This window comes from Bizionia myxarmorum (genome assembly GCF_008086205.1).
Lineage (GTDB): Bacteria > Bacteroidota > Bacteroidia > Flavobacteriales > Flavobacteriaceae > Algorimicrobium > Algorimicrobium myxarmorum.
In genome coordinates, this window is sequence record NZ_VSKK01000001.1 from 1,834,513 (window position 1) to 1,859,397 (window position 24,885).

Consider the following 24,885-nt stretch of genomic DNA (forward strand, 5'->3'; position numbering starts at 1 on the left):
ACATGGCTCGCTATTGTTAGGCTTATTGTGCTTATGGGATTGGCGCTTTTTTAGGTAAGGGAGCTAATCTAAATTTTCTTCTGGACGTTATGTTTCTTTTATTTCACCTATTACTTACTACGAAATTACATCTGTCTAGGTTGCTATAACCTCGGTTTAACCATTTTATATGCATGCTATAACCACGCTATACCCTTTAATTTAAAAAGACTATCTTTAATAGGTAGTTGCTTGATGGCGAGGAGTTTGTTGTTGATTTGTTTGGTTGTTGGGTGGTAGGTTATTATTAACTTTTAAAAGGAGATATTATGGCAAAGCAGAAAGGTATTATTCCGATAGTTGGGACGATTGGTGGTCTTAATTTTTTTATTTTAAATGGTGAGCCATTGGTGCGGAGAGCTGGTGGTGGTTTTAATGGGAAAGCTATTAAAACCAAGGGCAGTATGCAACGTGTTCGCGAAAACGGGAGTGAGTTTGGTACTTGTTCTCATTTGAATAAAGTATTTAGGCAGGCGTTACGGCCGTTTTATAACAACCATAAGTTTACGTTTTTTCATAGCAGATTGATGACCTTGTTTACGGGTTTAAAAGATTTGGATGCTGTAAATGCTCGGGGCGAGCGACGTGTTGCTAAAGGGCTTGAAACGGTAAAAGGCAAGCGGGCTTTAATAAACTTTAATTATACACCGGATTGTCAGCCGCATTTAGTGCTACCTTTTAGCTATAACATGGACTGGCCAACGCATACTTTTAGTATTCCCAGGTTTGATATCCAAGATGTTCGTTTTAGTACGGGCGCCACGCATATAGCCCTGCAGTTTGGGGTTTTGGACTTTAACTTTGAGTCGCTAGTATATAAGATGCATTTAGCAGCACCTATGGTATTGGCTAAAAATGATCCGCGGACGAGTTTGAATTTAACACCTACGAGTCTGCCAAGTGGATTGGGATTGCAAATGGCCGTTTTAGGAATTCGGTATTATCAGGAAATTGATGGGCTGATGTATTTATTACATGCGCAGGATGGTGTTGGGATTGGGGTTTTGGCAATAAAGAATTGAGAGCGCTGTGCTTTTAGTATTAGGTATTAAGACGGGGTATGTAAGTTAATGAAGGTTTTTGGTTATCACGCTAAAGCGCCGAGGCACAGAATTTATAAAACAAAAAAGTCCTACCGAAGCAGGACTAAAGATTTTCATCTACGGCATATAGCCTTATTGTGATAAGATTAAAGATTAGAAATTTTAATCAGTTTCAAATATATGAAAAAGATTTCTATTTAACAATGCGGATTCCCGTAACCAAAATATTCAGCAATTTGTATATTGAAGACTGATAAATTTTAAATATTATGAGTAGGATATTAGGTTTGGATTTGGGGACTAATTCGATTGGGTGGGCATTGATAGATGGAAATAAAAAAGAAATTTTAGGTATTGGAAGCCGAATTTTTCCTGAAGGAGTTGTTAATTTAGGTGAAGGGGAAGGTAGAGAAACCTCAAAAAATGCCAGTAGAACGGAAGACAGAGGTAAACGACGACAGTTTTTTAGAAAACGTTTACGTAAACGTTATTTATTGCGAGAACTTGCTAAAAATAAGATGTGTCCTATAGATTATACTTTCGTTAAAATTTGGAACCAAGAAGATATTTTTGAACAGGCAGAGAATTTTAAGAGGAATAGATAATATATTTATTATTTTAATATAAGTGTTACAGTATGAAGATACCTTTTCAGAGTTTGTTTAAATCTAAAAAAATAGAAATTAAGAGGAATACTTTGATTAGTTCACTTGCCCCCAAAGTATTAGCAAGAAAGGAAGATGTTGAAAAGATTCAACCGTATTTAGATAAACTTAATGAAACGATAGATACAAAGGGTATTAATAATATTGCTTTAACTGGCGGTTACGGTTCTGGTAAAAGTACAATAATAGGAACATTTAAAGAATTAAATCCACAATACGCATTCTTAAATATATCATTAGCTTCATTTAATAAGAAAAAAAGTGAAGATAAATTATCTTCATCTGAAAAGAAGTTGCTGAAGGAAGAATTAGAAAGATTGTTAGAGGTAAGTATTTTGCAACAAATATTTTATCATGTTAAACCTTCCGAAATCCCTGAATCACGTTTTAAAAGAATTATCAATATTCCCAACTGGAAAGTATGGTGCATTTCTATTGGATTTATTCTATGGGTTTCAAGTGCTATATTATTATTAAAATACGATTACTTAGATAAAATCAATCCGAATAGTTGGAATAGTAAAAATAATTTTGATTGGTTTGCTCTTGTCATATTCTTAATAGCATTTGTTGGAATGGGTTTGTTTTCCAAGTTGATTATCAGATTATTCAGTAACTCAAAAATTAATAAAGTAAACATTAAAGGAGAGTTAGAATTAGGCGATAATGTGAATAAATCCGTTTTTAATGAGCATTTAGAAGAAATTTTATACTTCTTTGAAAGAACAAAATATGATGTTATACTAATTGAAGACCTAGACAGGTTTGATAGTACAGATATATTTACAAAACTTAGGGAAATCAATATTCTTTTAAATAATTCAAAACTTATAAATAGAGAAATTAGCTTTGTTTATGCTGTGGGAGATGATTTATTTGAAGATAAAAAAGAAAGAGTAAAATTCTTCGAATATATTATTCCTGTTATCCCTTTTATTAATTCATCAAATGCGGATGAACAGTTGAGAACATTGATTAAAGAATCTGGATTAGATGAAAGTATATTTACTAAAGAATTTATATCAGATGTTATTACGTTTATCGACGATATTGATATGCGCTTATTAACAAACATTTTCCACGAATTTGTAATTTACAGAAACACCTTAAAGCCTGAATTCATTAAGAAAAATGATGAATTATTTGCGATGATAATTTATAAGAATATTGACCCTAAAGATTTTACTAAGCTTAACAAAAAAGAAGGAAAACTGTATGAGTTAATTAATAATAAGGGAAGTTATATAAAAAAAATTATTAGTGAAATGGATGGTAAAATTATACTTAAAAGTTCTCAAATTGCAGACATTGAAGTACATACAATAACTGATTTTGAGGAATTAAATAGTGTTTATTTTCGGAAGATATTATCAAAGTTGCCTAACAAAGCATTGATTGACTATGTTATTAGGGGAATTGATTTTGAAAAGTTAGTTGAAACTCAAAGTGTAACTTATAAATACTATCAATATAATAATTTATATGAAGACAATTTAAGGTTTAAATTTTCAGAAATTGAGAATGAAGTTAATCCTGTTTTTACCTATGGGGAAAGAGTAGGGTTGATAGAATCTAAACGCAATAATAAAGTTAATATACTAAAAAATGAAATTGATAAATTAAAATCAAAAAAAACAGTAATTGAAAATTGGGATTTAAAGCAAATATTCAATGAAGTGGATATTAACGAATACTTAAACGATTTTTCAAATAATAGCTTACTAAGAAACTTAATTTTAAATGGATATATCAATGAAAATTATAACGATTATATTTCTTTATTCCACGAAGTATCAATAACAAAAGAAGATTTTACTTTCGAAAGAAATGTTAAAGCAGGATATTCCACAGATTTTAATTATAAACTAAGTGATAAAGTTGAAAATTTAATAGTGAAAATAGATGAAAGGTATTTTGCAAGAGAAGCAATATTAAATTTTGATTTATTAGATTATTTAGGAAATAACTATAGCAGACATTCCAATAAATATGATGCTATTATTAGTTTGTTAAGTAATGAAAAAGATAAATCTATACAGTTTATAGATGAATATATTAAAAATGAAGAAGGATCATTAAGAGTTTTTATTGAAAAATTAGTAGAAAATTGGAAAGGATTTTGGGAATATATTTATTCAAAAAGCAATCATAGTGAGGAAAGAGAAAATAAATATTTAGAACTTATTATCAGGTTTTCTAAGGTTGAAACAATTTTAAAAAATCAAAATAATAATTTATTAAAAATTGGAATTGAAGAAAAACAAAATTTTTTGTCACTAATTAAAAATACAGAAAATCTGGATTATTTCGAAAAGGTAACAATCCTTCTCAAAGAGTTGAATGTTGAATTTGAGAAGTTAGATGATCCGAATGAAGAAACAAATAAACTGTTTAACTATGTATACAATAACAATCATTATAAAGTAAATAAGGTCAATTTATTACAAATGTTTCTGCTATTTGGAAAAGAGAGTGTAGAAGTAGATTTTAATAGATCAAATTATTCAGAAATATTGAAATCAGAGTGTAAGCCATTGATAGATTACATTAATTCTAATATTACTACCTATGTGGAGAATGTGTATTTAAAGTTGGAAGAAAATAAATTCACAGATGAGAATAGCTTAATTAAATTGTTGAATGACAAAGTCTTAAGTGGTAAGTCAAAAGTTAAAGTAATTCAAAAGGTTGAAACTAAAATATCTGAATTAAGGAAGATTAACGAATTAGAAATCAAAACACAACTGCTAATAAATGATAGAGTTACTCCAAAATGGAATAACGTAATTGATTATTATACAGTATCTGAAAATAAGATAAATGAAAGTCTGATTAAATTTTTAGAGTTTGAAGGTGTTAATGAAGAACTATCAAAGGTTAAGTTATTAAAAGAGAATGAAACTTTTGAAGGAAGCCTTTTGGTGTGTAATGATATAACTGATGAAACTTACATAAAAATATTAAATAGTATATATTTTAGATACAGCAAATTGGAATTTAAAGATTTGAATGGAGATAAAGCTATTGCATTATCTAATAAAATTCTTACTACATCGAAATCAAATTATAATGTGTTAAGAGAATATTTCCCTGACAATCATATTACATTGATTGAAAGGAGTTTTGTGAAATTTATTGAAAATATTAATGATTTTGAAACAGATGAAGATGATGTTTTGTTGGTTTTGAAATCTGAAAAAATTGGTATCGACAATAAGTTTGTTTATATCACTCAATTAGAGCAAAACATCATTGTAGATAGCAAAGAACTATCTAAAGTAATTGGTAATATCATTCTGCGAAAATCAACAAAACTTGAGTTTGATTATAACACGATAGAAGCTTTGGTTAAAAATGCTCACTTAATGGGAGATAAAGTTAGAATAGTTAATTTATATATTACTGATCTGAATGATTCGAACATAATTTCTCTATTGAAGAATATTGGGGGCTATGATAAACTATTTGTAAAAGGTAAGCCGACTTATGCTAAATCTGATTATAACGATGTATTATTTAGAAAATTAAAGTCAAAAAATCTCATTAAGAATTTCTACGATGATAGTTGGAATGATTCTAAATTTCGGGTTACAACAAATCATTAAAACGAGTGCTAACACTTGGTAGTTGTGGTTTGATTAAAGATTAGAAAACACGATATTGCAGCTGCGTGAAATGAACACGCTAATACGGTTGTGGTTTGATTAAAGATTAGAAAACACGATATTATTGTTTACAACGTTGTTGGGTATGATTAGGTTGTGGTTTGATTAAAGATTAGAAAACACGATATTAGTTGGCCTGTTACCTTCTGGTATTGAGTAAAATAAGATGATATATCGTTTAAAAAAATGCTTCTTTTTTGCCTTGATAAAGCACTATTGAAGCATTTTTCAGTTTTTATTTATTTTTGAGAAGGGACAGCTCGCGAGCTTTCCGTACATAAATCATTAGTTGAAAGGGAAATATTAATTTGAGAAATGTTTCTTTATGGCCTTGATAAAGCGATTTTGAAGCATTTTTTAGTTTGTATTTAATTGTTTGTAGGGACAGCTCGCGAGCTGTCCGTACGGGAATATTTTTTATATTCATATAATTAATTTAATTAATGATGAAGGATAGGAAGCGAAATAGATTAAAAGGATATGATTATTCTCAGGATAATTTATATTTCGTTACAATTTGTGTGAAGGATAGGATTTGCTGTTTTGGAAAAATTATTGAGGAGTTAGATTTTGGTGAGACAAGTAATGATTTGTCTGTATGTGAGGGTGCATTACAATATAGAATACAATTAAATGAATATGGAATTATTGTAAAAGAAAGATTGTTGTGGCTAGAAACCCAATATCCATATGTTATTTTAGACAATTTTGTGGTTATGCCAAATAATGTTCATGCGGTTATTGAAATAGATAGTTTAAAGATCTCAGACAAAGTGGTTAAAATAAAATCGTTATCAAGTTTGGTTGGAGCTTTTAAAACCACATCTTCTAAATTAATTCATGAGACTGGTTTTCTTGATTTTTCTTGGCAACGTTCTTTTCACGATCATATAATTAGAACGCAATCATCTTATCAGAATATTTCCAATTACATAGATTTAAATCCCCAAAAGTGGCAACAGGATTCTTTATTTTCCGAAGTTTAAAATAGTTCCAATTGCGTAGGTTGAGGTTCCTTGAGAACTTCCGCTTTTCCCCAAAAGTTCATAATGTTTCCAAATTGCTTATCTGTAATTCGTAAAATGCTTACTTTGCCCAAAGGTGGTAATAAGCGTTTAATTCTTTTTTCGTGTGCATCTGCACTTTCGCTGCTTGCACAATGACGCATGTAAACAGAGTACTGCATCATATTAAAGCCGTCTTTTAATAAGTTTTTTCTAAATCCAGCCGCATTGCGCCTGTCTTTAGCGGTGTCTGTTGGTAAATCAAAAAATACAAATAACCACATAATTCTATATCCGTTTAGTTCCATAATTTTGGATACTTTATTTTCTTTCGTTTTCCCGCATAACACTGTTGCAAAGAACTGGCTGTTTTTTGAATTGCCACCATTAACGGACTTTTTTCATCCTTGAAATAAACTGTTCGTGTGAGTGTTTGCAGTAGTATCGATTTAATTTCGGTATTCAATTCTTGCTCATCATAGTGCTGCATGATGGTATGAACGGCTTCATCTATTATAGGGCGAAAAGGTTCCATAATATCATCGGCTAAAGCAAAAGCATTGTATTTACTTTTATGATGAATTCCCAATGTGTTTAAAAGTCCACTTCCAGATAGGGCTCGTGCAGTGGCTGCCCTTAAAATAGCGTACCCATAATTTAAAAAATTGTTTGGATAATCGCCAAAACGTTCCCGCCTAAAGCTTGAATCAAAAAAAGACTTCCAATAAAAACTGGCAGCAACACCTTCCATATTGGTTGTGTCTCCACTTGTTACTTTGCTGGCTAAAAACTCAAAATTGTTTTTTGATTTCGTTATTGTAGTTAATAGTTTTCCTTGATTATTTATTTTCTCTTTGACGGTTTGCTGCCAAAGCTGTTTTTTAAGTGGCATGCTAGCTTGAATTTGATTTCTAAACATTTCTTGCTGGATATGATGGCTGTTCAGATTGAGAAATAAACCATTTGGCAAGTGTGTTTTTCCACAGATAATAACGGCACTATTGTTTTCAACTAGTAAATTTAAAGCGGTAATGCTTATATAAACTTCTGGATTATCAATAACAATAAATCCTATATCTTCAATTGGAATAGAAGCTTCTCGCGATTCACTCTTTATTTTTAATTGTAAATTTTCGCATGTTATTTTACTTTTTTTCTCAATAAGAATTGTTTTTTTAAGCATGTTACGTCTGTTTGGTAGATTCTAGATATAAAATTTCATTCTAATAAAAAAAATATATAGGTATAAGACTAATATTTTGGTTTATAGGAACGTTCACTTGAAAAAAGCAATTTCAGAAAGCAACCATAATACATCTATTACTTTTGAAGGGATTTGTTTGAATAAGCTTGGAGATTTGGAATAGAGTCGTATTTATTTAAAATTAAACTGATTATTAAATTCTGGTTTATAAATGTTATTTTTGAAGTCTAACAATTAGTATCCTCCAATTTTAGTTTATGACGTATCAAGATATGTTTGTCCTTTTTTGGGATCAAGTCAAGGAAAGTATTCATGAAGAACGCTTTGCGAAATTAACTATGGCAAAAACCATTGGTAAACCTAACTTAAAAAATATTTTTGTCCGGCCAATTTATTCGGAAAATGACTTTAAGGTGTTAGTGAAATTACGCTATGCTTCAAAGGAAACTGAAGATGAGGAACAGGAACTTGACTTAGAGGCCGCTTTTGAGTTTTTAAAATCGCATTTAAAAACCTCTTTTTCAACTGTGCTTTTATTTACCACTACAAAAGATGTGACCTTCAAAATTAATAAGAAAGGTGCAGGCAGCATCATTGAAAAGGCACCGACCTTTCGCGATGTAACCCAAGCTAAAAATGATTCTAAATAATTTTGATGTTACTATTCATCGGTTGTCTTCTATGGGTTTAGATACGATTATTTATTCCTTATACTAATTACTTGCAGATAATCACTTCAAAATTTATTGGCCTTTTAAAATGATCATTACACACCGTTAACATATATTTTATTGAATTTATGTTTCATGTCTATATTACCCAGCATGACAATTTCGGCACCGTGTGGAAGTATTGTTTTTGCGGACAGTAAGGTTACAACTTCAGAATTTTCTTTTATGGCAATAACAGATAATCCCGTTTTAGCGCCAATACCAGATTCTGAAAGTGTTTTGCCTTCTAATGATTTTGGAATCGGGATAATAAACAAGGTAAAACCTTCACCAAGTACCGTTAGTTCCTGACCTTTTGAAATAGATAATACCGCTTCAGAACCTAATGTGGAGTAACTTAATACAAAATCGGCTCCTGCTTTTTGCATAATATCAATATTTCGAGTTTCAGATATACGACTTACTATTCTTACGTCTTTGTTTAATTGGCGACAATAGGAGGCGAGATAAATATTCATGGTATCGTCATGGGTAGTCAGTAATACCGAAGGCGCTTCTAAAATCCCTGCTTTTGTTAGTAGTTGGTAATCTGCAGCGTCACCAATAAAAACCTGATTGCAAAAAGGACTTACTTTTTTGCATACCTCTGGATCCTTGTCAATAACATTCACTAAAACGCCATTTTTATGCAAGGATTTTGCGGCTGATAATCCTACTTTACCTGCTCCAATTAGTAAGACAGGATTCGGGTTTACGTTATAATCAATGAAAAGTTCATCAATTTTATTGAGTTGTTCTTTGTTGCCTATGATAACCAGAACACTATCGTGTGTTAATATTTCATCCCCTTTTATAGGTTGCAATCTTCCTCGCTCCCAAATACCTACAATACTTACCCCAAATTTTTGTCTTAAGCCTATATCCCCAATAATTTTAGAAACCAAAGGTGTATTGTGAATAGGTAATTCTGCGATTAGTAGATCTTCATACTGTCCTATGGCATGAGATTCTGCATGCTGTGTGTTTACTCTATTGGCCAATTGTTCACCAAGCCATTTTTTTACTGGCAATACATGATCAGCGCCGCTTAATTGCTGCACATCCACAGATTCTATATCGGTAGCTATGGCAACTATGGGAATATTAGGTGCAATTTCCCTAATAGTGAGTATGATTTTAGTATTTAAAATATCATTTCTATTGACCAAAACCATTTTGGCATCCTTAATATTTGCAGCAACAAAGGTTTTCTCGTCATCTAATTCCCCAAATAATACGGACACAAGATCATCATGATTTTTAAGCGCTTTTTCTAGATCATTTTCTATTACGAAATAAGGGATGTTATCCTGTTTGAGTCGCTCGGTAAGGTCTCTAGCTATAATATCATAAGAACAGATTAGGATGTGATCTTTTGTTCTAGTAGGCACTTGCCGAAGCACCTTATTATTCTTTTTTGATTCTAAAAGTGGGATATAAAAGTGTCTAATGAAGGCAAACGGTAAGACAATCATTAACATAAAAATGCCAGAAAGTAAAACCACAATACTGAAAAGACGGCCGAGGTCGGATGAAAATGTGATGTCTCCGAACCCAAGCGTACTCATAACAGTAAGTGTCCAGTAAAAACCTGTTATCCAAGAGTGATTTTGACCTTCATACGCCATTATAAAATGGAAAAGAATAGAATAAATTATGATGACCACTCCTAAAAGCGCCAAATATTTAAGCAAGACCTTATAGTTTTTTTTAAAGTCTCTGTCGCTCACATAATAAGCCAACTGGCTGCCAATAAATTTCATAACTGGAATTTTTAAATGGGGTTTGGGCTATGGTTTTTTTAGATTCCTAATCTATGTTATTTACTTCATGTTTTTCTTTTGGTGAAGTGGACCTCAAATATACTACACATAAGCTAATTTTATGGTAGTAAACGCTTTTGTTTTAGGCGGTTTAGTTCCGTATTTCTAATTAAAATAGTGCGTTGGCATTAGATTATTTGAAATTTAACAGATGCCAATCATTAGTTGCAGTTTAATATTTCAAATAAGGTGAATATAATTTATATGTGATTTGTTAGAAACCATCCAGATCACTATAATATTACAGGTGTTCAAAATATACTATGCTGATGGAAACTTAACACGAAAACATTTTTGGACTAATTTATTATACCAACTGAAAAACCTAAAAGAATAAAAACCTGCCGCACTAGAGGTGGAGCAGGTTCTATTTTGATTGTTTTTTAGTCGCGTTATACCAACATCATGGATTCCATGGTACATGTTTAATTTGATTTCATTTACTTAGAGGATAAATGAGTGTTCATATTATTTTTTTAGGGTTTAAAAGTCTTATGTGTAAAATCTATAAATGATGTTTTCTGTACAACTTTCATTTATGTGGGAAAGGATCCTTTTGCCATTCAAATAATTTTGTTTTACAGGCAGAAGCCCCATACCGGTTTATTACTATTGGTTAACGCGCTTAAGTCGGCAAAATTAGTAGGTTCTGAGGCTATATGTATGACACACCAGCTGGTTAGGTTTTGGTTAAAGATGGTTGCACGAGAAAACATGCCATCCATAATTGTTACACGACTTACATCCCAGTTGCTAATATTCCCGTTAAACGCAGTAGCATCACTAAACATGGAATGCATGTTTGTTACTTTGCCCACATTCCAATTGTTTAAATTCTGATTAAAGGAAGTGGCACCGACAAACATACTGGTCATATCCGTTACTTGACTTACATTCCAGTTGCCAATGTTATTATTAAAGCTATTGGCACCACGAAACATGGCTCTCATACTTGTTACACTACTAACATCCCAGTTACCTATGTTTCCGTTAAAAGCGTCAGCTTCCCAAAACATATAACTCATATCTGTTACGTTGCTCACATCCCAGCCGCTTATATCACCATTAAAGTTGATGCTATCATAAAACATTTCACTCATATTTGTTACACTGCTCACATCCCAATTGCTTAAGTTTTGGTTAAAGTTTTCGGTATTACGAAACATTTCATTCATAGTTGTTACACTGCTCACATCCCAATTGTTCAGGTTTCCGTTAAAAACGGTAGCAAATAAAAACATATAATTCATATCCGTTACATTGCTTACATCCCAGCTGCTTATATTTCCGTTAAAAACGCTAGCATCACGAAACATAAAGCTCATATTTGTTACACTGCTCACATCCCAATTGTTAAGGTCTTGGTTAAAACTGGAAGCCTTATAAAACATACGGTACATATTGGTTACGGCGCTTACATCCCAATGACTAATATCTCCGTTAAAGTCCGTGTCATTTATAAATAAGTCTGACATGTTCACTATACCAGTGGTACAGGTAGTCTGGGCATTTTCAGGGGTAATTTGGTCTGCTGTACGTTTGGTGTAGGTAATGCCATTTACAATACCTGATTCTCCCACAGCAGCGTCTGGTGCTTTTATAGTTACGCCGTTTTCTGCCAAATAAAACAGGTCTCTTATAAAGATAGCTGTTACGGTTTTAGCCTCATTTACATTAAGTTGAATAGGGTTTTGGGTACCGGTTACATCTCCTTGCCATTCTTTAAATGTCCAACCGTTAGCTGGTATAGCTGTTATATTAATCTGTTGGTCTTTTTCAAATTCTCCGCTTTGTGGTGAGACTGTTCCGCCATTACTAGGTGAGGCATTTATAGTTACTTGATAGGTTGTTTTTGCAATGGCAACGTCATCGTCATTACTACAGCTGCTAAAGGCAAGGCCAATTAATAATAAGATTACTAATGGTTTCAAATTTATTTTTAATGTTTTCATGGTTATTTTTTAATTGATTAATACTAAATGAACAGATAAAAATTATGATTTGTCAGAAACAAAAGTCCGACGGTAATTTCGTTTTATATTTGCGTTAATGATTCTTATTGCTTATTATTCAATTGTATAGCTGTTTTTTAAATAATAATTCCTTAAAAGCTAGTAATCCCATTTTTAGGTTTATTATACAGTTTGAAAATAGTATTTCACTTAATTTATGATTTAAGAAGAGAATGGTTAACAGAAACTATAAACGAAATGTTTGTCTGAAGACTTTTTGTCCAAATCATTCTGGATAATCACTTAAAATTTATTGTTTTCGGTAACTAATCATGGATTTTTAAGAATGATAATATAAATGTTTGGACAGTGACTTAGCTACTATTATAAATGTTTTTAAGGTAAGTATGATGTCTAAAATTTCAAACATGATTTGTGTTCGCAAGCTTAACAGGCACAACACCGATTTTTAACGCCTTGTATAGTTTCAAAGCTTTCAAGGTTTTAACTCATCTTTTTTAAGAGTTGATTTTGAATTATTGAATAAAAACCTTCTTTATGTTTGTAGCAGCTTAATTATTAAAAAAAAATAAGAGTTGCTGAAAATTTTGTAACTTTGCCGTGTATATGAAAAAAGTATTCCATAAAATAATGTCTTTGTCAATGGCTTTCGTCGTGTTATTTTCGACGATGTCTTTTGCTGTTGATATGCATTATTGTGGTGGTATTTTGATGGATTCAGCCATTTTTCAAAAAGTAAAAACTTGCGGTATGGAAATGGAAAAACCTTTATCTGAAGGCTGCTCTGTTACTAAAAAAAGTTGTTGTAGCGATGAACAATTGCTAGTTGATGGTCAAGATCAATTACAACTTCATGTTGATAAAATTTCTTTGGAACAGCAGGTTTTTATTGCATCTTTTATTTATTCATATGCTACCCTTTTTGAAGGTGTAGATAAAAATAATTCTTCTTTTGAAGACTACAGACCACCACTTGTTTACAAGCAAATCTTCAAGCTTGACGAGACCTATTTAATCTGATTTTTAGTAGTTGGTTATCATGCAAATTGTTTTGTGTTAGAACCTTGTTGTGTTTTGAGGTAGCCGTTTGGCTTCTTTTAAACCTTCTGTACTTTCTATTTTGTACTTACTACTAAAATCTTAACATTCATGCTAAATAAAAGCATCAAATTCTTAATAGAGAATAAACTCGTAGCAGTTCTTTTGCTTGTCCTTTTTGTGGGATGGGGAACCGTAAATGCGCCATTTAATTGGGATACGGGATTTTTACCAAGCAATCCTGTAGCAGTAGATGCCATTCCAGATATTGGTGAAAATCAACAAATTGTTTTTACCAAATGGGAAGGCCGCTCACCGCAAGACATTGAAGATCAAATCACCTATCCATTAACAACCTCTTTACTTGGTATTCCTGGTGTGAAAACTATTCGTAGTTCATCTATGTTTGGTTTTTCGAGTATTTATATCATTTTTGAAGAAGATATTGAGTTTTATTGGAGTCGAAGTCGAATTCTAGAGAAACTAAATTCACTACCTAGCGGCCTATTACCAGAAGATGTTAACCCTGCTTTAGGACCAGATGCCACAGGTTTGGGACAAATATTTTGGTACACATTAGAAGGTCGTGATGAAAATGGAAACGTAACCGGTGGTTGGGATTTACATGAGTTGCGCAGCATCCAAGATTATTATGTCAAGTATGCCTTGTCGTCTGCAAGTGGGGTTTCGGAAGTGGCTTCTATTGGTGGCTATGTTCAGGAATATCAAATTGATGTGAATCCAGAACTCATGCGTCAATACAATATTGGATTAGACCAAGTTGTAAAAGCAGTTAAGCAAAGTAATAAAGACATCGGTGCGCAAACTTTAGAGATTAATCAAGCTGAATATTTAGTTCGCGGTTTGGGATACGTTAAGTCGGTTTCCGATATTGAAAATGCAGTTGTTACTTCTGAAGATTTTACGTCTATAAAAATTAAAGACATTGGGAAAGTGGCGTTAGGACCTGCTGCAAGACGCGGAATTTTGGATAAAGAAGGCGCTGAGGTAGTTGGTGGTGTGGTAGTAGCACGTTATGGTGCCAATCCAATGGAAGTAATTAATAATGTTAAAGTACAAATCAATGAATTAAGTGCTGGTTTACCTTCAAAAGTATTATCGGATGGCAGAACCTCACAACTTACTATTATTCCTTTTTATGACCGTTCAGAACTGATTCAAGAAACATTAGAAACACTTAATGAAGCCTTAACATTAGAAATTTTAATTACTATACTGGTTATTATCGTTATGGTATTTAATCTTCGTGCATCGATTTTAATTTCCGGATTATTACCCGTTGCCGTTTTAATGGTGTTTATAGCTATGAAACTTTTTGATGTGGATGCGAATATTGTGGCATTATCGGGAATTGCAATTGCCATTGGTACCATGGTGGATGTGGGAGTCATACTTTCCGAAAATATCATACGTCATCTCGATGAAGAAGATGGTAAAGAACCTATAAACACGGTAGTTTACAATGCTACAAAAGAAGTTTCTGGTGCTATTGTAACAGCAGTTATGACTACCATTATTAGTTTTATTCCTGTCTTTACTATGATTGGTGCCGAAGGAAAACTGTTTAGACCTTTAGCATTTACTAAAACATTTGCCTTAACAGCCTCTTTGATTGTTGCTTTATTTTTAATACCGCCTTTTGCAGCTTTTTTATTCAGAAGAAAAAGCATTAAAAAGAGTTTTAGCTACATGATAAATATAGCTTTAATTGTAGCTGGAATTATCGCTGTTATTTATGGTTATTGGTTAGGTATTATCTTAATCGGCTTTGGCGTTGTTGGAATATTAAAACTTCAAGAAACCGTAAGCGAAAAGCAAGCCAACGGTATCAATATTATCATTTCGGCATTATCAATCGTGTTTTTACTAGCTGAATACTGGCGACCATTAGGTGTTGATAAAAGCATTTTTTGGAATCTGATTTTTGTAGGTATTATTTGTTTCGGATTATTAGGCGTTTTTACGCTGTTTAAAAATTACTATACACGTATTTTACGTTGGTGTTTAGATAATAAAATATTGTTTCTGTCTTTACCGACTGCTATTGTAATTGCTGGCTTTTTCATTATGAAAAATACAGGAAAAGAGTTTATGCCGTCGTTAAATGAAGGTTCTTTTCTGCTCATGCCTACATCTATGCCACATTCTGGTGTAGAAGAAAATAAACGTGTTTTACAACAGTTAGATATGGCCGTAGCCAGTATTCCAGAAATTGAAACCGTTGTGGGTAAAGCTGGTCGCACAGAATCGGCTCTAGACCCTGCGCCTTTATCTATGTATGAGAATATTATTCAGTACAAATCTGAATATATGCTGAATGAAAACGGCGAGCGACAACGTTATAAAGTGAATGATGACGGTTTATTTGAATTGAAAGATGGACGTTTTATTGGAAATCCAAATGCAACTGAAAATGGCACTTTGAGTAACGTTAAAAACTCGCAGCTAATCCAAGACATTGACGGTGAATTCTACCGCAACTGGCGACCAGAAATTAAATCGCCAGACGATATTTGGAACGAGATTGTTCGTGTAACCAAATTGCCTGGGGTAACATCTGCACCTAAATTACAGCCAATTGAAACCCGATTGGTCATGCTTCAAACCGGCATGCGTGCACCCATGGGAATTAAGGTTAAAGGTCAGGATTTAAAACAAATCGAAGCTTTTGGTGTAGAATTAGAAAACATATTAAAACAAGCCGAAGGTGTTAAAAAAGAAGCTGTTTTTGCAGACCGTATTGTAGGTAAACCCTATTTGTTAATCGATATTGATAGAGAAAAAATTGCCCGATATGGTATTACCATTGAAGACGTTCAAAGTGTATTGCAAGTCGCCATTGGTGGTATGGTTTTAACGCAAACTGTAGAAGGTAGAGAGCGTTATGGCGTTCGCGTTCGTTATCCAAGAGAATTACGTGCCAACCCAACGGATTTAGAGCAAATTTATATTCCTGTTGAAAAAGGAAGTCCGGTTCCTTTAAGTGAGTTAGCAACTATTCGTTACGAACAAGGGCCACAAGTTATTAAAAGTGAAGACACCTTTTTAGTCGGTTATGTATTGTTTGATAAGTTGGATGGTTTTGCGGAAGTGAATGTGGTTGAAGGTGCACAAGCTTTAATTAAAGATAAAATTGCTTCCGGTGAATTAATTGTCCCTAAAGGAATTAATTACCAGTTTACAGGAACGTATGAAAATCAGCTACGAGCAGAAAAAACCTTATCGGTTGTGGTGCCTTTGGCATTGGCAGTTATCTTTCTAATTTTATATTTCCAATTCCGTTCTGTAGCAACATCATTGATGGTTTTTACAGGAATAGCAGTCGCCTTTGCAGGTGGTTTTATTATGATTTGGCTGTACGGGCAGGACTGGTTTTTAAACTTTAATTTCTTCGGAGAAAACTTACGAGATCTATTTCAAATGCATCCTATTAACTTAAGTGTCGCCGTTTGGGTTGGGTTTATTGCGCTTTTCGGAATTGCAACCGATGACGGAGTGGTTATGGCAACTTATTTAACCCAAACCTTCGATAGGAATACACCAGATAACAAAAAGGAAATTAGAGCCTCTATTGTTGAAGCAGGAGAAAAACGTATTCGACCTTGTTTAATGACAACAGCAACAACCATATTGGCATTATTACCAATTTTAACCTCTACAGGACGTGGAAGTGATATTATGATTCCCATGGCAATTCCTAGTTTTGGAGGTATGCTAATAGCATTAATTACCTTATTTGTAGTGCCAGTCTTATATAGCTGGAGAGCGGAATCTCAACTTAAAAGAGCAACAAAATGAAACACATAAAATCACATATAAAAACCCTGTTAATTTTGAGTTCCTTTCTCTTTGTGCTTACCCTTCAAAGCCAAGAATTGAAAAGCCTCATTGACGAAGCATTAACCAATAATCCAGAGATTAAAAAGTTTGATTTTCAGTATCAAATTGCTTCGGAAAAAGTAAATGAAGTCAACAGTTTACCAAACACCGAATTTAATGCAGGTGTTATGGCTATTGCACCGGAAATGGACATGCCTATGGAACGTTTTCGAGTCTCTGTCATGCAAATGCTGCCGTGGTTTGGTACTATTTCAGCAAGAGAAAACTATGCAACATCCATGGCAGACACGCAGTATATTGAAGTCACTATTGCCAAACGAAAATTAGCGCTTTCTGTTTCTGAATTTTACTATCTACTTTATGAAACAAGCGCCAAACAAGATGTGCTTGATAAAAACATAGCACTTTTAGAGTCTTATGAGCAGCTAGCGCTTAATTCCTTGGAAGTTGGAAAAGCATCGGCAGTAGACGTTTTAAGGTTACAGATTCGGCAAAACGAACTTATTCAGGAGAAAGACGTTTTAATTCAGCAAAACAAGGGGGTTCAAGCGGCTTTGAATAGTTTGATGAATCGCCAATATGATGTGGTTGTAACCGTAGTTGATTCCATGGGGATTCCCGAAGAAGACCCTTTTTATGGTTATGAAGCTTTGTCGGTAAATCCAGAGTTACTAAAATATGATAAGCTTTATGAGTCAGTTGAACAATCCGAATTACTAAATCAGAAAGAAGGTGGGCCGATGATTGGTTTTGGACTAGAATATATCAATCAAGAAAATAGCCCTATGATTACCAACTCGTATAAAGATATGATTATGCCTATGGTTTCAGTATCTATTCCAATTTTCAGCAAAAAGTATACATCTCAAACTAGACAAAACGATTTGCGAAAGTTAGAAATTCAATCCCAAAAAGATGACAGATTGAATATGCTAACCTCGGAATTATCAAAAGCTATTTCACAGCGTAATCAGGCACGTATAAAATTCAATACACAAGAAAAAAACCTAAGGCAAGCTAAAAATGCCGAAGATATTCTGATTAGAAATTATGAAACTGGAACCATTAATTTTAAGGATGTTTTGGATATTCAGGAATTGCAGTTAAAGTTTCAGATGGGACAAATTGAAACCACAAAACTATATTATGTGCAATCCGCTTTAATTAATTATTTAATCAAATAACTATGGTACAAGACTTCTACATAAAGAATATGGTATGTGATCGGTGTATCAAAGTATTACAGGATGAATTAAAGGAAAAGAATTTCGAATTACTCGAAATTGAATTAGGGAGAATAAAGCTGAATATTCTAGCTGCTGAAGACAAAGAAATTTTGGTTTCCATCTTGGAGAAAAATGGATTTTCATTAATTGACAGTCCAGAAAAACAGTTAGTAGAGCTCGTGAAAATCGAGTTGATTAAGTTATTGAAGCGTTTACCTTTAGATATAAAGGAGAAGCTTTCGGCTTATCTCGAAAGAAAACTCAATAGAGAGTATTCTAAAACAAGCAAGTTGTTTTCTGTAACTGAAGGCATAACCATTGAGAAATATTTTATCAAATTGAAAATTGAAAAAGTAAAAGAACTCATTGAAAATCAAGAGCACAATTTCACTGAAATAGGTCAGCTCCTTAATTATAGCAATATTAATCATTTAAGCAGGCAGTTTAAAAATGAAACTGGTATTAACCTAACTGATTATAAGTCAGAACAGAAAAACAACCGCACACCTTTAGACCGAATTATATAACTATAAACCAATATTATGACACAAATAGCCAAACACAAATGTTAATTTTATAGAAAATAATCAATGAAAAAGACAGTTTACATATTTATTCTCGTATTAACCTGTAATTATTCTGCATTTTCACAATTATTAGAGGGAAATCTAGATGATTTACCAGTTCATGAATACACTTTGACTATCAAAGAGGACATGGTTAATAAAGCAGGAAAAGAAGTGAAAGGAATGACTGTTAACGGTACTATTCCTGGGCCCACTTTAGAATTTACAGAAGGCGAATATGCCGTTATTTATGTGAAAAATGACATGAGCGTGGAGACGTCAATTCATTGGCATGGTATGTTATTGCCCAATTTTTACGATGGTGTTCCTTATTTAACAACGCCACCTATAAAACCGGGGACAACTTTTAAGTATGAATTTCCTATCAGACAATCAGGTACATATTGGTATCATTCGCATACTATGCTTCAAGAGCAGAGTGGTGTTTTTGGTTCCTTATTAATTCACCCTAAAGAGAAAACTTTGGATTATGACCACGATTTGGTTTTGATGTTGTCCGATTGGACAAATGAAAATCCTCACAGCGTTATGCGGAATCTAAAGCGTGGTAACGAATGGTATCAAATGAAAAAAGGTACATCAACGCCCTTAAATAAAGTGATAGCTCGTGGGGCATTTGGCGCACAACTCGATTTTTGGCGACAACGAATGGGCGGTGCCGATATAGCCGATGTCTATTATCCAGCATTCTTAATCAATGGCGAAGAAACTGTTGAATACCCAGAATATAAACCGGGAGAGAAACTGCGTTTACGCATTATAAACGGTTCAGCGTCCTCACAATTCTGGATGACATTTGGAGGCGAAGCACCTTTATTAGTGTCTGCCGATGGAATGGATGTCATTCCAGTTGAGCACAGCAAGACCTTTATCGCCACGGCTGAAACTTATGATTTTATAGTGACTGTACCTCAAAATGGGAAAATTGAGTTACGGGCAATGGCGCAAGACGGTTCGGGAACGACCACCGCTTATTTTGGTACAGGCGAAACACTTCCTGCTGAAATTATTGCTAAACCTGATAAAATCAAGATGATGCAACAAATGGCCAAAATGGATATGAAAATGGGCGCGCATGCCTTAAAATTTCAACCTAAAAAAGATGAGCGTTTTGAAATGAAAGAAGAATATGGGATGAAAATGGATCATTCTAAAATGGATCATTCGAAGATGAATATGGATATGAAAAAAGATTCAAAAGGAAATATGGATGACATGCACCTGCCTGCCGAACAGGCAGGAATGGAAGGAATGGATATGTTTTCCGAATACAACTACGATTATCTAAAATCCCCTGAAAAAACGGACTATGATAAAAATCTTCCCGTAAAGGAAATTCTATTGAATCTTACAGGAAATATGCAACGTTACATTTGGAGTATGAATGGGGTTCCGTTGAGTGAAGCCGATAATATCAAAATAAAAGGAGGAGAAGTAACCCGAATGACTTTCAATAATTTAACGATGATGCACCACCCGATGCATCTGCATGGTCACTTTTTTCGCGTCATTAATAAAAATGGAGACTATTCGCCATTAAAGCATACGGTTAACGTTCCACCCATGCAAGAAGTAACGATAGAATTCAGTGGGAATGATGGCGATGAATATGGCGATTGGTTTTTTCACTGCCATATTCTGTATCATATGATGAGTGGAATGGCTCGTGTGGTAAGTTATGACACGCCACGAGACCCACGAATGGCAGAATATCCTGTTAAAAACTTGCTTAAAGAAGCTGACCAATTTTATACGTGGTCGTTGGTGGATGCCGCATCACATATGGCAGCGTTTGATTTCGTGGCGTCTAATCTTCGAAACCAATTTAATGTGTCAGCAGAATATGGCTGGAACCAAAATATGGAAGCTGAAGTAACCTACGAACGCTACCTACATGATTATTTTCGTGTTTTTGGTGGTGTGAATATTGAAAATGAATTGGAGGATAATATGGATGAGATTTCGACGACTGCCATTGCTGGAATTCGGTTTTTAACACCCTATCTTTTCAATCTAGATGTCCGGGTTGATAGCAAATTGCGACCGCAAATTAGTCTTAACCGTGAAATCCTCATTTTCCCACGAACCGCTGTTTTCGGAAATTTTGAATATCAAGCAGATTTTGGTTGGGTTGACAACCTTCCTTTTGGTGATGATTTCGCAAATGAAGTGACTTGGAATGCGGGTGTCGAATATTATTTGTCACGAGACTTTTCCTTAATGGCGAGCTATGATAACCGTTTTGGAGCAGGTGGTGGACTATCAGTAAGATTTTAAATATGTATAATAAATATAAAAAAGACAGTTTATCATTAATAGGAGCCGTAGCATTAGGTACTGGTGTAATGATTGGTGCTGGGATTTTTGCCTTATTGGGTCAGGTCGCTGAACTATCGGGCAATTTATTTCCATTTGCCTTCATGGCTGGAGCGATAATTTCAGGGTTTAGTGCATATGGCTATATCAAATTGTCAAATGCGTTTCCATCGTCGGGTGGTATCGCTATGTATTTGGTCAAAGCCTATGGTAAAGGAACAGTTGCAGCATCGGGTGCACTATTAATGGCATTTTCAATGATTATTAATGAGAGTCTGGTCGCCCGTACTTTTGGTTCTTATACTTTACAGCTCTTTAATGTGGGCAACAATAGTGTTTGGGTGCCAATACTAGGTGTAATCCTAATTGTGGGTGCCTATCTGATTAATATTTCTGGTAATAAAATTATTGGAAAGTCGTCATTAATTATGGCTATTGTTAAGGTTGGAGGTATCGCTATTTTTGCAGTAGGAGCTCTCTGGGCTGCTGGATTTTCTTTTCAAGATGCTGTTTCATTGCGTAATTCGACAGATTATGCGACAACAGATTATTTAGGCGCATTGGCTTTATCCATTTTGGCATATAAAGGATTTACTACAATCACAAACAGCGGTGGAGAAATTGTAAACCCAAATAAGAATGTGGGACGGGCAATTATAATTTCTCTTTTAATCTGTACTGTAATATATCTATTAGTCGCATTTGCAGTTTCCTCTAATTTAACTATTTCAGAAATTGTAGCATCCAAGGATTATTCATTGGCAGAAGCTTCCAAGCCTGCATTTGGTAAATATGGGTTATGGTTCACCGTTGGTATTGCCATAGTAGCAACCATATCTGGAATTATAGCCAGCGTCTTTGCTGTATCAAGAATGACAGCCATGTTAACGGATATGAAACTTATCCCACATAAACATTTTGGTATGCCAGGAAATATTCAAAAACATATGTTGGTGTACGTTGCTGTAATTGCAATTGTACTCACTATATTTTTTGATTTAAGTCGTATAGCATCTTTGGGTGCCATATTTTATTTAGTAATGGACATCGGCATCCAATGGGGAATACTGCGAAACTTAAGAAAAGAAGTTAAGGCTAATTCAGCTATAATTATAACTGCAATACTTTTAGATGTCATCGTTTTAAGTGCTTTTTTATGGATTAAAGCAAGCTCTGATGTAACGGTTATTATTGTTGCAATAGTGGCTATGATTCTTATTTTTTTGGGAGAAAGATGGTTTTTGAAAAACGAGCACAATTAGAATTTATAAATAAACAATAAGTATTAATTTAAATATAAATCAAAATGAAAAACATGAAAACAATAGTAAAAACCTTAATGGTTATTGCTTTAATTAGTACAGTGGTTAGCTGTAAGTCGACCTTTAATGCTTCCGAAACAATGGAAAATCAGGAAAATCGTAATGCGTTATATCAAGAAATAATCACGAATCCAAGCCAATTTAGTGAATTTATAAAACTAGCACAACAAGATGAAGGGGCAAAAATGGTAATGATGAATAACCATATGCAAATGATGGAATCTGGAAACATGAAAATGATGATGCACAAAAATCCAGACATGATGGAAAAAATGCAGTCCCATATGCAGATGATGATGGAAAAAAAACCAGAGATGATGCAACAGATGCAATCAAGAATGCTCGGTAAAATGATGGGAAATGAAATGGGTCGTAAAATGCTAATGGATACAATTCACAACAACAAAACGATGAAAAAGGAAATGAAAGTAAAGATGATGCAAATGATGGATGAAAACCCTGAAATGAAGGAAGAAATGATGAAAAAAAATCCTGAAATGAAGAAAAAGATGAAAGGAAAAATGAAAAATAAAGAATAATAAACTCCTGCTCTAAATAGTGGAGTATTTATAAATAAAAATAATTAGTTAACCATTAAAACGATACAATTATGATGATGTGGGGGTGGATATTAATACCAGTTTTGCTTGTGTTGGGCGTATTTCTATACAATGGAAGAAATAGACAAAATACCGTAAAGAGAGAAAATCCTATGGATATTCTGGATAACCGATTCGCCAAGGGTGAAATATCCAAAGAAGAATATGAAGAACAAAAACGAACGTTGAACACTAAAAATTAAAAAATTATGAAATACTATTTTAATAAAACAATCAAAGGCACTTTTGAAGAAGTTATCGATAAAGTCACCAAAGGACTGAAAGAAGAAGGTTTTGGCATACTCACAGAAATCGATATCAAAGAAACGATGAAAAAGAAACTTGATGTGGATTTCAAGAAGTACAAAATCCTTGGCGCCTGTAATCCACCTTATGCATACAAAGCCCTACAGGCAGAAGATAAAATTGGAACCATGTTACCTTGTAATGTCATCGTGCAGGAAATTGAAGACGGCGTTGTAGAGGTCGCTGCGGTAAGCCCAATGGCATCAATGCAAGCTGTGGAAAATGAGAAGCTGAACGGGATCGCCAAGGACATAACGGCCATGCTCGAGAAAGTAATTGAAAAATTATAAAGCTCTTCAAAAAAGAGTATAATCATAAACTTAAATCAAATCAAAATGAAAAAAGTAAGCATAACAACAGCGATTTTTGCAATGGCTTTCGTAAGCCTAACTGCAATGTCTTGTAAAGACAGTGAAAAAGAGCAAAGCAAAGCTCAAGACAATTATACAGAAATGAATCACGATAGTGCAGATTCTGGAATGAACCACGACAATATGAGTGCTTCCAATGATATGATGGACTCCAACACACAAAGCTCTGATGCCAAACAAGTATTAGCAGATTATATGGCTCTTAAAGGTGCTTTGGTGGCTACCGATGAAGCTGCTGCAGCTAAAGCAGGGAGAAAAATTGAAACCTCGCTAAAAGGTTTTGATGTCAGTAACTATACGTCTGATCAGCAAAAAGAATTAAAGGATATTATTGATGATGCTATTGAACACGCAGAGCACATTGGAAAGAGCGAAATGGATCATCAACGAGAACATTTCAAAATATTAAGTAAGGATATGATAGATATGGTTGCTATTACCGGCACGGACAATACGTTATATCAGCAATATTGCCCAATGTATGATAAAGGATCAGCGTGGTTAAGTATGAGTAAAGATATTAAAAACCCTTATTATGGCAGCAAAATGATGACCTGTGGTAAAGTACAAAAAGAAATAAACTAAAAAGAGTTATAGGACTGATTGACATAAGATCTAGGGCTAAATAATTAGCCCTAGATCTTATGTTTAATCTTTATAAGTGACATTCGATATGAAAATGGTAAAAATCATTGTATTAGTTTTATTGGTGATCTTTGTGGGCATTCAGTTTGTACCTTCAGAGCGAAACCAAAGTAATCTTGTACCAGAAGCCGATTTTTTGTTGGTAAACCATACACCAGAAAATATTGGGAAATTATTGCAAGTATCCTGCTATGATTGCCACAGTAACAATACAGAATACCCTTGGTATAACAAAATACAACCTGCTGCTTGGTTTTTGGAAGATCATATTAATGAAGGAAAAGCAGAGTTAAATTTTAGCACATGGGACTCCTTGTCAAGTAGACGAAAGGCGAGTAAGTTAAGGTCTATTATCAAGCAGATTGAAAGTGATGAAATGCCACTTTTTTCATATACCTTAATTCACAGGGAAGCTGTGTTCTCTGATGCTGAAAAAAAGAATTTTATTCAATATATAACGCAATTAAAAGATAGCTTATCACATTAAT

20 protein-coding genes are annotated in these 24,885 nt (G+C 33.7%); 16 read left to right on the top strand and 4 right to left on the bottom strand.

The window, feature by feature from the left end; all coding sequences use genetic code 11:
• The first annotated feature begins 308 nt into the window (after nucleotides 1–308).
• The 4 genes from ES674_RS08365 (at nucleotide 309) to ES674_RS08380 (ending at nucleotide 6,398) form a co-directional block, all read left to right on the top strand.
• Nucleotides 309–1,061, top strand: coding sequence for a hypothetical protein (locus ES674_RS08365; RefSeq protein ID WP_148403482.1), 753 nt, complete (start codon nucleotides 309–311; stop codon nucleotides 1,059–1,061).
• Nucleotides 1,062–1,351: 290 nt separating this feature from the next.
• Nucleotides 1,352–1,687 carry a hypothetical protein gene (locus ES674_RS08370; RefSeq protein ID WP_148403483.1) on the top strand — a complete coding sequence of 112 codons (336 nt, stop codon included), beginning with the start codon at nucleotides 1,352–1,354 and terminating at the stop codon, nucleotides 1,685–1,687.
• A 32-nt stretch (nucleotides 1,688–1,719) separates the two neighbouring features.
• The gene (locus ES674_RS08375) at nucleotides 1,720–5,352 is read left to right on the top strand and encodes a YobI family P-loop NTPase (RefSeq protein ID WP_148403484.1); all 3,633 of its coding nucleotides are present in this window, start codon (nucleotides 1,720–1,722) and stop codon (nucleotides 5,350–5,352) included.
• A 503-nt stretch (nucleotides 5,353–5,855) separates the two neighbouring features.
• Entirely contained in the window at nucleotides 5,856–6,398 is a 543-nt protein-coding gene (locus ES674_RS08380) for a transposase (RefSeq protein ID WP_246125993.1), read from the top strand.
• On the opposite strand, the gene cas2 is transcribed toward ES674_RS08380, so the two are convergent.
• A complete protein-coding gene (cas2, locus tag ES674_RS08385; RefSeq protein ID WP_148403485.1) occupies nucleotides 6,395–6,724 on the bottom strand; it encodes a CRISPR-associated endonuclease Cas2 in 330 nt (109 codons plus the stop codon). The two genes, ES674_RS08380 and cas2, sit on opposite strands and share 4 nt — an antisense overlap.
• On the bottom strand, nucleotides 6,715–7,599 hold the full coding sequence (gene cas1 / locus ES674_RS08390; protein ID WP_148403486.1) for a type II CRISPR-associated endonuclease Cas1: 885 nt from the start codon (nucleotides 7,597–7,599) through the stop codon (nucleotides 6,715–6,717). Before cas1 ends, cas2 begins: the two co-directional genes overlap by 10 nt.
• Before the next feature lie 278 nt (nucleotides 7,600–7,877).
• On the opposite strand from cas1, the gene ES674_RS08395 reads away from it, so the two are divergent.
• Complete coding sequence (locus ES674_RS08395) at nucleotides 7,878–8,270, top strand: hypothetical protein (RefSeq protein ID WP_148403487.1); 393 nt, start codon at nucleotides 7,878–7,880, stop codon at nucleotides 8,268–8,270.
• A gap of 116 nt (nucleotides 8,271–8,386) precedes the next feature.
• Here the strand turns inward: ES674_RS08395 and ES674_RS08400 are convergent, their stop codons facing one another.
• Together ES674_RS08400 and ES674_RS08405 are read right to left on the bottom strand one after the other, a co-directional pair.
• Complete coding sequence (locus tag ES674_RS08400) at nucleotides 8,387–10,093, bottom strand: potassium channel family protein (protein WP_148403488.1); 1,707 nt, start codon at nucleotides 10,091–10,093, stop codon at nucleotides 8,387–8,389.
• A gap of 638 nt (nucleotides 10,094–10,731) precedes the next feature.
• Nucleotides 10,732–12,105, bottom strand: a complete 1,374-nt coding sequence (locus ES674_RS08405; RefSeq protein WP_148403489.1) for a BspA family leucine-rich repeat surface protein — start codon at nucleotides 12,103–12,105, stop codon at nucleotides 10,732–10,734.
• 627 nt (nucleotides 12,106–12,732) lie between these two features.
• Between ES674_RS08405 and ES674_RS08410 the strand changes: the two genes are divergently transcribed.
• The 11 genes from ES674_RS08410 (at nucleotide 12,733) to ES674_RS08460 (ending at nucleotide 24,884) form a co-directional block, all read left to right on the top strand.
• Nucleotides 12,733–13,146 carry an HYC_CC_PP family protein gene (locus tag ES674_RS08410; protein ID WP_148403490.1) on the top strand — a complete coding sequence of 138 codons (414 nt, stop codon included), beginning with the start codon at nucleotides 12,733–12,735 and terminating at the stop codon, nucleotides 13,144–13,146.
• A 129-nt stretch (nucleotides 13,147–13,275) separates the two neighbouring features.
• Nucleotides 13,276–16,983 (top strand): efflux RND transporter permease subunit, encoded by a 3,708-nt coding sequence (locus ES674_RS08415; protein ID WP_148403491.1) that lies wholly within the window; start codon nucleotides 13,276–13,278, stop codon nucleotides 16,981–16,983.
• A complete protein-coding gene (locus ES674_RS08420) occupies nucleotides 16,980–18,209 on the top strand; it encodes a TolC family protein (protein ID WP_148403492.1) in 1,230 nt (409 codons plus the stop codon). Before ES674_RS08415 ends, ES674_RS08420 begins: the two co-directional genes overlap by 4 nt.
• A gap of 2 nt (nucleotides 18,210–18,211) precedes the next feature.
• On the top strand, nucleotides 18,212–18,778 hold the full coding sequence (locus ES674_RS08425) for a helix-turn-helix domain-containing protein (protein WP_148403493.1): 567 nt from the start codon (nucleotides 18,212–18,214) through the stop codon (nucleotides 18,776–18,778).
• 63 nt (nucleotides 18,779–18,841) lie between these two features.
• Complete coding sequence (locus tag ES674_RS08430) at nucleotides 18,842–21,115, top strand: multicopper oxidase domain-containing protein (protein ID WP_148403494.1); 2,274 nt, start codon at nucleotides 18,842–18,844, stop codon at nucleotides 21,113–21,115.
• A gap of 2 nt (nucleotides 21,116–21,117) precedes the next feature.
• Entirely contained in the window at nucleotides 21,118–22,416 is a 1,299-nt protein-coding gene (locus ES674_RS08435; RefSeq protein WP_148403495.1) for an APC family permease, read from the top strand.
• 53 nt (nucleotides 22,417–22,469) lie between these two features.
• Entirely contained in the window at nucleotides 22,470–23,015 is a 546-nt protein-coding gene (locus ES674_RS08440; RefSeq protein ID WP_237702583.1) for a DUF4175 domain-containing protein, read from the top strand.
• 71 nt (nucleotides 23,016–23,086) lie between these two features.
• Nucleotides 23,087–23,278 (top strand): SHOCT domain-containing protein, encoded by a 192-nt coding sequence (locus tag ES674_RS08445; protein ID WP_008637312.1) that lies wholly within the window; start codon nucleotides 23,087–23,089, stop codon nucleotides 23,276–23,278.
• Nucleotides 23,279–23,284: 6 nt separating this feature from the next.
• Nucleotides 23,285–23,671 carry a DUF302 domain-containing protein gene (locus tag ES674_RS08450; protein ID WP_008637397.1) on the top strand — a complete coding sequence of 129 codons (387 nt, stop codon included), beginning with the start codon at nucleotides 23,285–23,287 and terminating at the stop codon, nucleotides 23,669–23,671.
• Between the two features lie 45 nt (nucleotides 23,672–23,716).
• Nucleotides 23,717–24,337 (top strand): DUF3347 domain-containing protein, encoded by a 621-nt coding sequence (locus ES674_RS08455; protein ID WP_008637356.1) that lies wholly within the window; start codon nucleotides 23,717–23,719, stop codon nucleotides 24,335–24,337.
• An 88-nt stretch (nucleotides 24,338–24,425) separates the two neighbouring features.
• Entirely contained in the window at nucleotides 24,426–24,884 is a 459-nt protein-coding gene (locus tag ES674_RS08460; RefSeq protein ID WP_008637321.1) for a heme-binding domain-containing protein, read from the top strand.
• The last annotated feature ends 1 nt before the right edge of the window (nucleotide 24,885 follow it).